A 13,501-nucleotide genomic window follows, 5' to 3' on the forward strand; every position below is an offset into this window, starting at 1 on the left:
TCTTTGATACAGCTGTTGGTGGTGATGTTGGTGGCTTCGATATTGGCTAGGCCGTCTGAAAGATACTTAAGATTAGTTTTCAGACGGCCTTGTTGTAAGATTAGTTTTTGATATTGGCGTACTTTTTTAAATACAGATAAAATCCCTGTTAATTATTTATAACGATATTTTTAGGATACACAGTGCTTGCTTTGGATTATTGTCATCAAAAGGCTGCAGAAAGCCATTCCAGTTTTTTATCCGGCTTTCGTTTTTTATCGGTAGAAAAACGGAATGCGATCACTGTTTTATACGCTTTTTGTCGCGAACTAGATGATGTGGTTGATGGCTGTACCGATCCAAATGTAGCTCAGATAACGTTAAATTGGTGGCGCAGTGATTTGGAGAAAGTATTTAATAATGAGATGCCTGAGCATCCCGTTCATCAAGCTTTAAAAGATATTCGGGTAAATTTTGACTTGCCGAAGAATGAATTTGAAGCTTTGATTGATGGTATGCAGATGGATTTGGAGCAGGCTCGTTATGGTGGTTTTGATGAATTAAAGCTGTATTGCTACCGTGTTGCCGGGGTGGTGGGTTGTCTTATTGCGCGGATTTTAGGTTTTTCCAATCCGAAAACTTTGGAATATGCGGACAAAATGGGCTTGGCTTTGCAGTTGACGAACATTATTCGCGATGTGGGCGAAGATGCGCGGCAGGGAAGAATTTATCTACCGATAGAGGAAATGCAGAAGTTTGACGTGCCTGCCAACGTAATTATGCAGTGCAAACCGGCAGACAATTTTGCAAAATTGATGCAATTTCAGGTAAATAGGGCGCGTGAAACTTATCGTGAAGCGATGTTGCTTTTGCCGGCTGAGGATAAGAAATCGCAAAAAGTCGGCCTGATTATGGCGGCTATTTATTATGCGTTGTTGAATGAAATCGACCGTGATGGTGCGCAAAATGTTTTGACTTATAAAATTGCGATTCCTTCTCCCCGTAAAAAACGTATTGCTTTGAAAACTTGGCTGTTTGGATTTAAACCATGAATACTAAGCGTCCAAAAATTGCTGTGATTGGTGCCGGTTGGGCAGGTTTGTCTGCGGCGGTTTCCCTGATTCATCGAGCCGATATTTCTTTGTTTGAGGCCGGGAGACAGGCTGGCGGTAGGGCGCGTCCCTTGTCCGGAAAAGATGATGGATTCAGCTTTTTGGATAATGGGCAGCATATCTTGTTGGGTGCGTATCATGGTGTTCAAACTTTGATGCAACATATTGGCGTTCAACCTGAATCAGCCTTTTTACGCCAGCCTTTGCGATGGTACATCCATGAAGGATTACAGTTTCAGACGGCCTCTCTGCCTGCACCTTGGCATTTGCTTGTCGGCATCCTGCGTGCTAAAAATCTTTCTTTTTCATTGAAAATCAAATTTCTGTCGGATATGTCGGCATTGCGACGTTGGGCAGCTCATCATAAAACCGATTTGACGGTTGCAAAGTGGTTGAGAACACGAAATGTTCCCCGCAGCCTGCTTGGCCAATTTTGGCAACCTTTGGTTTGGGGTGCTTTAAATACGCCGTTAGAACAGGCATCGTTGCGCACTTTATGTAATGTATTGAATGATGGCGTGTGGTCTGAAAAGGAGAACAGCGATTATCTTTTGCCTAAGCAGGATTTAGGGCGGATCGTAGCCGAGCCGGCTTTGGATTTTCTACACAAACATGGTGCAAAGATATATCTTGAAACTCGTGTTTCCCATTTAAACCATCATATTGATGGCCGAATTGAAATCAATGGTGAAGTATTTGATGCGGTGATTTTGGCTGTTGCGCCATATCATGTTGACGTACTTCTGCCTGAAGATACGCCTGACTATATTCAGACGGCCTATCAATCGTTGCACTATCATGCGATTAGCACGGTTTATTTGCGTTATGCCCAAGCAGTCAAACTGCCTGCACCTTTAACCGGGTTTGCCGATGGTGCGGCGCAATGGGCGCTGCATCGGGGGGCGTTGGGTTTGCCGGATAATGAAGTTGCGGTTGTCATCAGCGTTTCCGATTGCACCGAGGCTTGGAAGGATAAAGATTTGGCCGAGAAAATTCATGCGGACATTAAGCGGGTTTGTCCGTATTTGGATAAGCCCGAAGCCGTACGCATTATTACGGAAAAACGCGCGACTACGGCGGCAACGGTTGATTTTGTACAACCTGATTTCTCATGGTTGCACCATCGCCGTATTTATCCGGCCGGCGACTACCTCCATCCGCGCTATCCGGCAACATTGGAGGCTGCGGTTCAGTCTGGCTTTGCAGCGGCTGAAAAGCTTATGCTGGATTTGCAGGTTGAATAAACTGAGGCCGTCTGAATGTTCAGACGGCCTTTTTGACTTTACAAAACTTACCAAGCCGATACAATATCCGAAACCATAAAGTTCAAGGAAAAGGCATGACGACATTAGCGAACAAAACCATCTTGATTACCGGTGCATCCCAAGGCTTGGGCGAGCAAGTTGCCAAAGCCTATGCGGCTGCCGGAGCGACTGTCATTTTGGTGGCGCGTCATCAAAAGCGTTTGGAAAAAGTATATGATGCCATTGTGGCTGCGGGCAGCCCCGAGCCGTTTGCCATCTGCTTTGATTTGATGAGCGCGGAGGAGAAAGAGTTTAAGCAATTCGCGGAAACTATTGATGAAGCAACCGGCGGAAAATTGGATGGCGTGGTGCATTGTGCCAGCTATTTCTATGCCTTGTCGCCATTGGATTTCCAAACCGTATCGGAATGGGTCAACCAATACCGCATCAATACCGTTGCGCCTATGGGCTTGACCCGTGCGCTGTTCCCATTGTTGAAGCAATCCGAAGACGCTTCTGTGATTTTTGTCGGCGAAAGCCACGGCGAGAAACCGCAAGCCTATTGGGGCGGTTTCGGTGCCTCCAAAGCCGCGCTCAATTATTTGTGTAAAGTGGCTGCGGATGAGTGGGAACGTTTTGACAACCTGCGTGCCAATGTTTTGGTGCCGGGCGCCATCAATTCGCCGCAACGTATTAAATCGCATCCGGGCGAATCGAAAAGCGAACGTAAAAACTACGAAGATGTCCTGCCGCAATTTATTTGGTGGGCAAGTCAAGAGAGCAGGGGGCGGACAGGCGAAATCGTCTATCTGTAAATATACCTGCTCAGAGTGGTTTGAAAACATGAGGCCGTCTGAAATTTATATTTTCAGACGGCCTTTAACTTATTGAGTTTTATATCTAAATAATGTTGAAGTTTGATGTTTGACGTGTTAGCAGGCAAACATTAGGCTGGTACAAAATTAGATATAGTAATCTAAGTTATAGTTATATTGGATAAATATGACGGAATTTGACTTTATCAGACAATATTTGCAGCGACAAAAATCGGAAGGTCTGATTTTGGGCATAGGGGACGATGCCGCTATTATTCGCCCAAGTAACGGATTTGATTTATGTTTTAGCGCTGATATGTTGGTCAAAGGCAGACATTTTTTTGAAGATGTTTTGCCTGAAGATTTGGCATGGAAAATGCTTGCAGTAAATTTATCCGATATGGCCGCTATGGGTGCCAAGCCGCGTTGGGTGTTGCTCAGTGCTGCCTTGCCTGAATTGAATCAAGACTGGCTCAAACGTTTTTGCGATAGCTTTTTTGCTTTGGCCGCGCGTTTTGATACGGTGTTGATTGGTGGCGATACCACCAAAGGCGATTTGGTCTTTAATGTAACGATAGTAGGTGAAGTTCCGACAGGGTGTGCCCTGCGGCGTGATGCGGCCGAAGTCGGCGACGATATTTGGGTGTCGGGTCGGTTGGGTTTGGCTGCCGCTGCTTTGAACAAACATCTGGGGCATTATCAATTGCCGTCTGAAATCATGGCGGTTTGCGATGATAAATTGCTCCGTCCGGAACCGCGCGTTTCATTGGGTCAGGCATTGTTGCCGTTTGCCCATGCCGCGCAAGATGTTTCAGACGGCCTGGCTCAAGATGTGGGGCATATTTTGAAAGCCTCTGCTGTCGGGGCGGAAATATTTGCCGATTGTATGCCGTCGTTGCCTGAATTGAAAAATGTGTTGTCGCGCGAGCAATGGTTGTCGGTAGTATTGGCCGGCGGCGATGACTACGAACTGATTTTTACTGCCGCTCCAGAAGACAGGAAACGCGTTTATCAGGCAGCGGAACAAAGTGGCGTACCGGTCGCCCGAATTGGTAAAATGACTGACTCAGGCCGTCTGAATATTTTGGATGCCGAAGGCGGCGTATTGGAACTGACTTCTTTAGGATTTGATCATTTTGGCTGAACGTAAACCTACTTTTTCTTGGCTGTTGCAAAAACCATTGTGTTTTTTAGGATTCGGTTTCGGCAGCGGCTTGTCGCCGGTTGCGCCGGGTACGGCCGGAACGCTGGCAGCATTACCTCTGGCTTTTGTATTGTGCCTGTTGGGCATAGACGGCTGGATATTGCTTTTATTGTGTATCGCCTTGTTCTTCTGGGGTATCCGTATTTGCGGTTATACCGAGAGGGAACTGGGTATTCAGGATTACGGCGGTATCGTCTGGGATGAAATTGTCGCGATGCTGCTGGTGCTGTCACTGATTCCGTTTAAATGGAGCTGGTGGCTGGCGGCTTTTATTATTTTCCGCTTGTTTGATGCGTTGAAACCATGGCCGATTAAATGGTTTGACCGGCGGATTCATGGAGGTTTAGGCATTATGCTTGATGATTTGATTGCGGCTGTGATGACCTTGATGGTCTTAGGCCTGTTTTATTGGATTGCGTGATGCGTTTTAAGTGTTTCGACCCTTTGCAAAAATAGGGCGGACACGCCGGAATTATCCGGATTGAAATAAAATAAATACCATACGGGGTAAACAATTATGAATGAAATCGAGATTAACGTGGAGCCGCGTTATATGGCCGGTCAGAGCGACGTCTATCGCGACCGCTATGCCTTCAATTATCTGATTACCATCTGCAACCGCAGTGATGAAATCATTACTTTGCGTCAGCGTTTTTGGGAAATCACCGACGGACACGGTGAGACAGAGCAGGTCGGTCATGCCGGCCTGATTGAAGAGCAACCTGTTTTGTACCCGGGCGAAGCCTATGAGTACCACAGCGGTTCGCAAATCAGCACGCCTTGGGGCAGCATCGAAGGCGCTTATGAATTTGAAGACAGCATCGGCAAACGTTTCGTTATCGGGGTGCCGAAGCTTGAATTCAAAGCAGGCTTTACGTTGCAATAGGCCGTCTGAAAAAAACCGGAACATTTCGCATGTTCCGGTTTTTTTTCAGACGGCCTTATCAGTCTTTGCAAGGCTGTACCAATACCCACGGCGCCACGACAACCGCCCACATTTCCTGCTGATCCGCTAAAAATGTGCGCGCCATATCATCACTGACGGCACCGAATTTGCCTTGTTCCATCCAATGTTTCAATGGCGCGGCTTCATCTTCGGCAACATGGCGGGCGACGGCAATCAAATCCAAATCGGGCGCAACATAGACGGCGGCACCGCGTGCGAAGTGGGGTTGCAGCTCTTCCCATGAAATGCGGGCGGTTTCGGTATTGAGTTTTTCGTTTAAGAGTGGAATAGACATAGGGCAATCATCAAATAAAAAACGGATTGTAACCGATATTCGGCCTTTTGCCCGATGCCGTCTGAAAACGAAAGAAATTTACAGGGTTAACGTTATACAGTATCATTTTAATGTTTTAATTTTCTTTCAGACGGCCTGTAGTCCGTATTCGGGCAAAGGCGGTTTTAGGCTTATGAATTCTGTATTGTTGACCGGATTGCTGCAAAGGCTGCTGATTGCGCTTGTCGCATTGGCGGCGTTGTGGGCTGTATATTTTTGGGCGGTATCGCCATGAGTATTGTGGTGGAAAATCTGACGGTCAGCTATCAACGCAGGCCGGTGGTGCACCATGTCGATATGGTGTTTGAAGATGGCAAGATGTGGACGATTTTCGGGCCGAACGGCGCGGGTAAATCGACTTTTCTCAAAGCTATTATGGGCTTGCAGAAGACGGACACGGGCAGCGTGCGCTATGAAAATATGGCGCGCAAGGATATTGCCTATCTGCCTCAGCAGTCGGATATTGACCGCAGCCAGCCGATGACGGTGTTTGAACTGGCGGCGATGGGGCTGTGGTATGAAATCGGATTTTTTGGACGCGTGAACGCGGCTCAGAAAAAGCGCGTGATGGCGGCTTTGGAACGCGTGGAAATGCAGGATTTTGCCACGCGCCAAATCGCGCACTTGTCCAATGGTCAGTTCCAACGCGTATTATTCGCGCGGATGCTGGTGCAGGATGCCAAATTTTTGCTGCTGGACGAACCATTTAATGCGGTGGATGCACGGACGACTTATGCGCTGTTGGAAGTTTTGCGCCAATGCCATCAGGACGGTCAGGCTGTGATTGCCGTGTTGCATGATTACGAGCAGGTGAGGGCATATTTTGCCAACACGCTGCTTTTGGCGCGTGAAAAAGTGACTGCCGGTGCGACGGAAAATGTGTTGACCGATGAATTTTTGGCACAGGCCAACCGAATGATGCAGAAACAGGAAGCGGCCGATTGGTGCGCGGTTTAATGGACAAGGCCGTCTGAAAGTTAGTATTTTTCAGACGGCCTAAGGCTTTCAGAGATTAATAAAAAAGCGATAAAACATGGATTTATATGATTTGGTCGTCGCGCCGTTCGTCGAATTTGACTTTATGCGCTATGCCTTGGCATCGATTTTCTGCCTGGCATTGAGCGCGGCGCCTGTTGGTGTGTTTTTGGTGATGCGCCGCATGAGTTTGGTGGGCGACGCCTTGAGCCATGCGGTTTTGCCCGGTGCGGCCATTGGCTATATGTTTGCCGGCTTGAGTTTGCCTGCGATGAGCGTCGGCGGTTTTGCGGCCGGTTTGCTGATGGCTTTGTTGGCCGGTTTGGTCAGCCGGTTTACTTCATTGAAAGAAGACGCGAACTTTGCCGCATTTTATTTGAGCAGCCTTGCCATCGGCGTGGTTTTGGTCAGCAAAAACGGCAGCAGCGTCGATTTGCTGCATTTGCTGTTTGGCTCGGTGTTGGCGGTGGATATTCCGGCTTTGCAGCTGATTGCCGTTTCCGCGAGTGTTACTATTTTGCTGATGGCGGTGATGTTCCGCCCGCTGGTGTTGGAAAGCATAGACCCTTTGTTCCTCAAGGCTGTAGGCGGTAAGGGCGGCTTTTGGCATGTGCTGTTTTTGGTGCTGGTCGTGATGAATCTGGTTGCCGGTTTTCAGGCATTGGGTACGCTGATGTCGGTAGGCTTGATGATGTTGCCGGCGATTACTGCCAGACTGTGGGCGAGAAGCATGGGTTGGCTGATGATTTTGTCTGTCGCATTGGCTTTGCTTTGCGGCTTGGCAGGGCTGTTGTTTTCCTACCATATCGAAATCCCGTCCGGCCCTGCGATTATTTTATGCTGCGGCACGCTTTACCTGATTTCCGTCGTGTTCGGTTGGGAAGGCGGCATTTTGGCAAAATGGCTGCGCCGCAAGAAACACCGCACGGCATGATTTTTCAGACGGCCGCTTGAATAATCAGGCGGTCTGTTTTATGATGATGTTAATGTTACGTTATATCACTGGAGAGAATATGAAACATTGGAAACTCGGCATCGTTGCCGCATTATTGACCGGTGCAGCTTATGCCGCTCCGCTGCCTGTTGTCACCAGCTTCAGCATTTTGGGCGACGTGGCCAAACAGGTTGGTGGCGACCGTGTGGCCGTTCAAAGCTTGGTGGGCCCCAACCAAGACAGCCATGCCTACCACATGACCAGTGGCGACATCAAAAAAATCCGCAGTGCCAAATTGGTATTGCTCAACGGCTTGGGCTTGGAAGCTGCTGACGTACAGCGCGCAGTCAAACAGAGCAAAGTTCCTTTTGCCGAAGCGACCAAAGGCATTCAGGCTTTGAAAGCAGAAGAGGGCGGCCATCATCATGACCATGATCACGAAGGCCATCATCACGATCACGGCGAGTTTGACCCGCACGTTTGGACCGACCCCGTCCTGATGGGCACTTATGCGCAAAACGTTGCCAATGCTTTGATTCAAGCCGACCCTGAAGGCAAAACCTACTATCAGCAACGTTTGGGCAACTATCAAATGCAGCTGAAGAAATTGCACAGCGATGCGCAGGCTGCCTTTAATGCCGTGCCTGCCGCCAAGCGTAAAGTCTTGACCGGACACGATGCGTTCTCTTACATGGGTAAACGCTACAATATTGAATTTATCGCCCCACAAGGCGTGAGCAGTGAGGCCGAGCCGTCTGCCAAACAAGTGGCTTCCATCATCCGCCAAATCAAACGCGAGGGCATTAAGGCCGTCTTTACTGAAAACATCAAAGACACGCGTATGATTGACCGTATTGCCAAAGAAACCGGCGTCAATGTCAGCGGACGTTTGTATTCAGATGCATTGGGTGGCGCACCGGCTAACAGCTACATCGGTATGTACCGCTACAATGTCAAAGTTTTGACCGATGCCATGAAAAAATAAAGCGGCTTAAGGATAAAGGCCGTCTGAAACCTTAAAAACAAGGTTTCAGACGGCCTTTTATATGCTTATTTTTAAAATAAACCGTCAAATTTAGAATATAAAAATAAAATTTGTGCTATTAGAAGTTTAATTATCAAAAATTCATGCTAATTTGCTTGGTAAGTACGCACCATCCGTGCGAATTGCTTATCGGCTGTCCGTCAGCCACTCACGGCTTGACTTCACCCTGTTACAATTCGGCATCTTCACGTTTCTTAATATTACATCATGAGCAACCATTCGTCTTGGTCATCCAAAATCGGCTTTGTGCTTGCTGCGGCAGGCTCGGCCATCGGTTTGGGTGCAATTTGGAAATTCCCTTATACGGCCGGTACAAACGGTGGCGCTGTATTTTTTCTTTTGTTTTTGATTTTTACGATTTTGGTAGCCTTGCCGGTTCAATTGGCCGAGTTTTACATCGGCCGCACGGGCGGTAAAAACGCCATCGACTCCTTCAAAGGATTGCGCCCCGGTTCGCAGTGGCCGTGGGTTGGCCGCATGGGCGTGGCCGCTTGTTTTATCTTGCTGTCGTTTTACAGCGTGGTCGGCGGCTGGGTATTAAACTATGTGGTACACAGTTTTACCGGCGAAATTCACGTTGGCGCAGACTTTAAGGCCCTGTTTGAAAATACGATTTCTTCACCGTTTGGCTCGCTGTTTTACCAAGGTTTGTTCATGCTGATTACCATTTGGGTGGTCAAAGGCGGTGTTTCAGACGGCATTGAAAAGGCAAACCGCGTGTTGATGCCGGGTTTGTTTATCCTCTTTATCGCACTGGCTATCCGTTCGCTGACTTTGCCCGGCGCAATGGAGGGCGTGGCATTTTTGTTGAAACCGGATTGGTCGTATTTGAAGCCCGGCACGATGCTGACTGCTTTGGGGCAGGCATTTTTTGCATTGAGTATCGGCGTGTCCGCGATGATTACCTATGCTTCGTATTTGGGTAAGGATCAGGATATGTTCCGCTCCGGCCATATGATTATGTGGATGAACCTGTTTGTTTCCCTGCTGGCCGGTTTGGTGATTTTTCCTGCGGTATTTGCCTTCGGCTTTGAACCCGGTCAAGGCCCTGGTTTGATTTTTGTTGTGTTGCCTGCGGTCTTCATGAAAATGCCGATGGGTACATATTTGTTTGCCGTGTTTATGCTGTTGGTTGTCTTTGCGACACTGACTTCCGCATTTTCCATGCTGGAAACCGTTATCGCAGCAACCATCCGTCAAGACGAGAAAAAGCGCAGCAGTCACGCTTGGGTAACCGGTATTGCGATTTTCATAGTCGGTATTCCTTCGGCGCTGTCATTTGGCGTTTGGAGCGAGTTTAAAATTTTCGGCAAAACCATTTTTGACTTGTGGGACTTCATTATTTCCGCCGTTATCATGCCGATTGGCGCATTGAGCGTTGCCGTGTTTACGTCATGGGTTCAGGACAAACAGTCCGTCCTGCGCGATGCGGGCATGGGCAGTACCATTCCGAAACAGTTGCTTTACCTGTGGCTGGGTGTGCTTCGCTATCTTGCGCCGATTGCGATTATTGTGGTGTTCATCAACTCTTTGGGTTTGATTTAATCCGATAGAGAGCAAACAGTCCGGCGTTGCATTGTTTCGCCGGACTGTTTGTTTAAAAACATCATTAAAAATATTAAGGCCGTCTGAAAATTTTTCAGACGGCCTTTTTATATATGCGCGAGGCTGATTAGAACTTCGCTTGCAGTCTCAGCCATGCAGTACGGCCGGGTTCGTTCACGCGCATGGTTTGTGTACCGGCAGACGGGTCGCCGCCGCGGCTGACGAATTCAGCATAGGTTTTGTTGAACACGTTGTCCACGCCGCCTTGCAATGTGGCGTATTTGCTGAATTTCCAACCGGCGTTGAGCGAGAGTACGCCAAAGCCCGAAGAAGCGCCGATGTCTTGGCCGACGATATTGCCTTGGCCTTTGCTGTAACGGTTTTGTTTGGCCACGACGCGCCATAATGCGCCCGCGCTGAATTTGCCGTTGTCAAAGGCGAGGGTGTTGTTCCACTCGAGTGGCGGCGTTTGTGCCAAAGGTTTGCCGTCGGTACGGTTTTTGCCGTGGGTGTAGGCGAGGCTGGTGCCGACTTCCCAGTTAGGCGCAAATGTCCATTTGACTTCGGCTTCGCCGCCAAAGCGTGAAGCGTTGATGTTGCGCACGCCGAAATTCATGCCTTGGCGCTCCATCATGATGAAGTCTTTGATGTCGCTGCCGAATACGGACACAGACGCGTGGAGATTAGGACGTTTCCAGATTACACCTGCATCGATTTGGCGGTTTTGCTCTGCGCGGATGGCTTTGTTTTCAGAGCGCAGGCGTTCCCAGTAGTCAGGTGCGCGTTCGGCAATACCGAAGCCGGCATAGTATTTCAGGCCGTTGTCCGTATTTCTTTCCCAACGCAGGAAGCCTGAGTTCAAATTGAATTTTTGATGTTTCAAAACGGGGTCGGTCACGCGCGCGGTATCGTAATGCGCTTTGACTTGGTCATGGCGCAAACCTGCTACCCAGCGTTGATTGTCGGTTTGCTGCCAAGCGGCTTCGGTGAAAATACCCCATTGTTTGAAACTTTGGTTGGGCATGTAAGGCTTGTGGCTGTAGCCGTCGCCGCCACGCTCCATGCGTGCGACGTGGACGTCGTCCAGATAGTCCAAACCGGTTTGCAGGTTGAGCTTGTCCCAGTCGAAAGTGGCTTTCAGACGGCCTGTATCAGTATTGCGTTTGGGGTTGTTGGCATTTTTAATCTGCTTGCCGGCAGGATTGTAGATGGTACGCAGGCTGTATGTGTCCATCACGTGGTCGATTTCGCTTTTACCGTAGCGCAGTTCCAACTCGCTGAACCATGGGGTAAGGTTGCGTTGGGTAAAACGGATATTCCACGCATCACGGTCAAATTTGCTGCCGTCCATCATGCGGTCGGCGTAGGCAACCTTGGCCCTGCTGCGCTCGTATGTACCGGCAATGGTGGTGTTTTCTGTCGGGGTAACACCCAGTTGCAACATTTGGCTGTCGCGTTTGAAGTTGGAATGAATGCGGTTGCCGTCGCCGTCTTTATAATCGTCGGCTTCGTTATGGGAGATATTGGTACGGATGTAGCCATATTTGCCGCCGAACTCGGCTTCCAGCGAGCCGTCAAGGCGGTCGTTGCTGCCTGCTGTCAGAGTGGCGTTAATGTTGTAAGGTTTTTCAGTGAAATCAGGATCTTTACGGATAAATTGCACCGAGCCGCTGACCAAGCCCATGCCTTGGGTTACGGTTTGCGGTCCTTTGGTAACCACGACTTGATCAAATGAATTTGGGTGGATATAGGCAGTCGGCGGGTCCATGCGCATACCGCAACCGCCATAAATAAACTGGTCGTCTGCATTGACGGAGAGGCGCGAGCCGCCCAAGCCACGGAACAGCGGATCGCCCGAGCTACCGCCTTTGCGGATGATGCTCATATTAGGCACGGATTGCAAAAGGTCTGCCCCGTCGCCGGCAGGGAGGGGTTGCAAAGCAGCTTTGGGGTTGAAAGTAACGCGGTTGGCTTTTTGTTGTTGTGTGCCGGTAACGGTGACAGGGGAAAGGGTAACTGTTTCTTCAGGTACAGGGTCAGTATCTGCCCATGCTTGGGATACGGCTAAGACGATAGGCAAGATAAGTAATGGTGGGTATTTCATGTGGTTCCTCTCTATCATTAAGTGTCATATCGAGTAATACTTAAGCAGTATATACAAAGTTTAGTAAAATTAAAACATACTGTTTTTAACTTATATCAATATTTATCATTATTATCTGCATGTTTTGCTGGTTCGTGATTTGGTTATACCAGTGATGACAAAATCTGATTCTTTTTAAGTGGTTAATGAAAAATGCCAATATGGGTTTAAACTTGATTATTGGGAATTTCATTAATTTAATTATTTAACTGAAAGCAAGAAGATATTTGGTATAGAAAGCGTCATTTGCTTATGATTTTCTATTGATGTTGCGATTTGATAACATTTCTTGACGAAAAAATAGGGGATTGATTAGAATGGGCGGCCAATTGGTCAATCCAATTTATGGCCGTCTGAATAAAACTGTCCTTCAATCATCAGGAATACAACATGACGAAATTGGTTCGTCCGCAAAAAATCAGCGATCAGGTTTTATCCGTTTTGGAAGAACGTATCGCTACCGGCATTTATGAAGAAGGCAGTAAATTGCCTCCCGAACGTACGCTTGCGGAAGAATTCGGTGTATCGCGTCCGTCGGTCAGGGTGGCATTGAATATCTTGATTGCCAAGCAGGTTTTGGAAGCGCGGCAGGGCGATGGCTATTATGTTTCCGTCAAGCCGCAACAGGATTTTTTACAAAGCTGGCAGGAGTTGCTCGGCAAACATACCAATTGGGAAACAGACGTATTCGATTTTAGCTGTCATGTTGAAGGCTGTATGGCGGCGCTGGCTGCCGAAAGACGGACTGACGCCGATTTGAAACGCATTGACTTTTGGAGGCAGAAGTTTGAAACGGCTTGTGAAAGCGGAAATTTGGAGCATCAAGCCGAAGCAGATGTCAGCTTCCATCAAACCATTGCCGATGCCGCACACAATATCTTGTTTAGCCACCTTTCCAGCAGTCTGCTCAAAATGCTTTATCAGCAAACACGCAGCGGCATTATCTATATCCATCAAACCGAAGACCCGCGCCCGACATTGATTGCCCAGCACCGCGCTATTTTTGAAGCCGTTACTCAGGCTAAACCGGCAGAAGCTGCTGAAGCGGCCAAGCTACATTTGAATTATGTCGCCCGCCGCATTTTGCAGGACAGGGAATATCAAAGCCGCAGCGAGCATGCGGATGTATTGGCACAAAATGATTTGAAACGGGTAGATTGGTAGCGTTTAAAAATAATCAGGCCGTCTGAATTTTTCAGACGGCCTGATTTTGCAAATAAGGACT

General features: G+C 48.4%; 13 protein-coding genes. 11 read left to right on the forward strand and 2 right to left on the reverse strand.

Annotated elements, in window-relative coordinates:
• Window positions 1-182 precede the first annotated feature (182 nt).
• The 6 genes from hpnD to apaG all read left to right on the forward strand — a co-directional run bounded on the left by hpnD (window position 183) and on the right by apaG (window position 5,240).
• Complete coding sequence (gene hpnD / locus HMPREF3052_RS06580; RefSeq protein WP_070749245.1) at window positions 183-1,031, forward strand: presqualene diphosphate synthase HpnD; 849 nt, start codon at window positions 183-185, stop codon at window positions 1,029-1,031.
• Complete coding sequence (gene hpnE / locus HMPREF3052_RS06585; RefSeq protein WP_070749246.1) at window positions 1,028-2,335, forward strand: hydroxysqualene dehydroxylase HpnE; 1,308 nt, start codon at window positions 1,028-1,030, stop codon at window positions 2,333-2,335. The genes hpnD and hpnE overlap by 4 nt, the downstream gene beginning before the upstream one ends.
• A 95-nt stretch (window positions 2,336-2,430) precedes the next feature.
• Window positions 2,431-3,150, forward strand: a complete 720-nt coding sequence (locus HMPREF3052_RS06590; RefSeq protein WP_003682583.1) for an SDR family oxidoreductase — start codon at window positions 2,431-2,433, stop codon at window positions 3,148-3,150.
• A 187-nt stretch (window positions 3,151-3,337) separates the two neighbouring features.
• Complete coding sequence (gene thiL / locus HMPREF3052_RS06595; RefSeq protein WP_070749247.1) at window positions 3,338-4,294, forward strand: thiamine-phosphate kinase; 957 nt, start codon at window positions 3,338-3,340, stop codon at window positions 4,292-4,294.
• Window positions 4,287-4,775: a phosphatidylglycerophosphatase A family protein gene (locus HMPREF3052_RS06600; RefSeq protein WP_070749279.1), complete on the forward strand. Its 489-nt coding sequence runs from the start codon at window positions 4,287-4,289 to the stop codon at window positions 4,773-4,775. The genes thiL and HMPREF3052_RS06600 overlap by 8 nt, the downstream gene beginning before the upstream one ends.
• A gap of 96 nt (window positions 4,776-4,871) precedes the next feature.
• A complete protein-coding gene (apaG, locus tag HMPREF3052_RS06605; RefSeq protein WP_049350701.1) occupies window positions 4,872-5,240 on the forward strand; it encodes a Co2+/Mg2+ efflux protein ApaG in 369 nt (122 codons plus the stop codon).
• Window positions 5,241-5,298: 58 nt separating this feature from the next.
• On the opposite strand, the gene HMPREF3052_RS06610 is transcribed toward apaG, so the two are convergent.
• Window positions 5,299-5,595, reverse strand: a complete 297-nt coding sequence (locus tag HMPREF3052_RS06610; RefSeq protein ID WP_070749248.1) for a DUF2288 domain-containing protein — start codon at window positions 5,593-5,595, stop codon at window positions 5,299-5,301.
• A 270-nt stretch (window positions 5,596-5,865) separates the two neighbouring features.
• On the opposite strand from HMPREF3052_RS06610, the gene HMPREF3052_RS06620 reads away from it, so the two are divergent.
• The 4 genes from HMPREF3052_RS06620 (at window position 5,866) to HMPREF3052_RS06635 (ending at window position 10,133) form a co-directional block, all read left to right on the forward strand.
• A complete protein-coding gene (locus HMPREF3052_RS06620; protein ID WP_191620675.1) occupies window positions 5,866-6,591 on the forward strand; it encodes a metal ABC transporter ATP-binding protein in 726 nt (241 codons plus the stop codon).
• 76 nt (window positions 6,592-6,667) lie between these two features.
• Window positions 6,668-7,543: a metal ABC transporter permease gene (locus HMPREF3052_RS06625; protein ID WP_070749250.1), complete on the forward strand. Its 876-nt coding sequence runs from the start codon at window positions 6,668-6,670 to the stop codon at window positions 7,541-7,543.
• A 79-nt stretch (window positions 7,544-7,622) separates the two neighbouring features.
• Window positions 7,623-8,528, forward strand: coding sequence for a metal ABC transporter solute-binding protein, Zn/Mn family (locus tag HMPREF3052_RS06630; RefSeq protein WP_141756619.1), 906 nt, complete (start codon window positions 7,623-7,625; stop codon window positions 8,526-8,528).
• 267 nt (window positions 8,529-8,795) lie between these two features.
• Window positions 8,796-10,133, forward strand: a complete 1,338-nt coding sequence (locus tag HMPREF3052_RS06635) for a sodium-dependent transporter (protein ID WP_070749252.1) — start codon at window positions 8,796-8,798, stop codon at window positions 10,131-10,133.
• 127 nt (window positions 10,134-10,260) lie between these two features.
• On the opposite strand, the gene HMPREF3052_RS06640 is transcribed toward HMPREF3052_RS06635, so the two are convergent.
• Window positions 10,261-12,237, reverse strand: a complete 1,977-nt coding sequence (locus HMPREF3052_RS06640) for a TonB-dependent copper receptor (RefSeq protein ID WP_070749253.1) — start codon at window positions 12,235-12,237, stop codon at window positions 10,261-10,263.
• Window positions 12,238-12,666: 429 nt separating this feature from the next.
• Here HMPREF3052_RS06640 and HMPREF3052_RS06645 point away from each other — a divergent pair, with 429 nt between their 5' ends.
• Complete coding sequence (locus tag HMPREF3052_RS06645; protein WP_070749254.1) at window positions 12,667-13,440, forward strand: FadR/GntR family transcriptional regulator; 774 nt, start codon at window positions 12,667-12,669, stop codon at window positions 13,438-13,440.
• The last annotated feature ends 61 nt before the right edge of the window (window positions 13,441-13,501 follow it).

The sequence above is a fragment of the Neisseria sp. HMSC056A03 genome (assembly GCF_001815685.1).
GTDB classification, from domain to species: domain Bacteria; phylum Pseudomonadota; class Gammaproteobacteria; order Burkholderiales; family Neisseriaceae; genus Neisseria; species Neisseria subflava.

Bases quoted from the DNA above. Each gene is read 5' to 3' on its own strand.
- HMPREF3052_RS06625 (WP_070749250.1), top strand. From the start codon at position 6,668: ATGGATTTATATGATTTGGTCGTCGCGCCGTTCGTCGAATTTGACTTT.
- HMPREF3052_RS06640 (WP_070749253.1), bottom strand. From the start codon at position 12,237: ATGAAATACCCACCATTACTTATCTTGCCTATCGTCTTAGCCGTATCC.
- HMPREF3052_RS06620 (WP_191620675.1), top strand. From the start codon at position 5,866: ATGAGTATTGTGGTGGAAAATCTGACGGTCAGCTATCAACGCAGGCCG.
- thiL (WP_070749247.1), top strand. From the start codon at position 3,338: ATGACGGAATTTGACTTTATCAGACAATATTTGCAGCGACAAAAATCG.
- hpnE (WP_070749246.1), top strand. From the start codon at position 1,028: ATGAATACTAAGCGTCCAAAAATTGCTGTGATTGGTGCCGGTTGGGCA.
- HMPREF3052_RS06610 (WP_070749248.1), bottom strand. From the start codon at position 5,595: ATGTCTATTCCACTCTTAAACGAAAAACTCAATACCGAAACCGCCCGC.
- HMPREF3052_RS06635 (WP_070749252.1), top strand. From the start codon at position 8,796: ATGAGCAACCATTCGTCTTGGTCATCCAAAATCGGCTTTGTGCTTGCT.
- HMPREF3052_RS06590 (WP_003682583.1), top strand. From the start codon at position 2,431: ATGACGACATTAGCGAACAAAACCATCTTGATTACCGGTGCATCCCAA.
- HMPREF3052_RS06630 (WP_141756619.1), top strand. From the start codon at position 7,623: ATGAAACATTGGAAACTCGGCATCGTTGCCGCATTATTGACCGGTGCA.
- HMPREF3052_RS06645 (WP_070749254.1), top strand. From the start codon at position 12,667: ATGACGAAATTGGTTCGTCCGCAAAAAATCAGCGATCAGGTTTTATCC.
- apaG (WP_049350701.1), top strand. From the start codon at position 4,872: ATGAATGAAATCGAGATTAACGTGGAGCCGCGTTATATGGCCGGTCAG.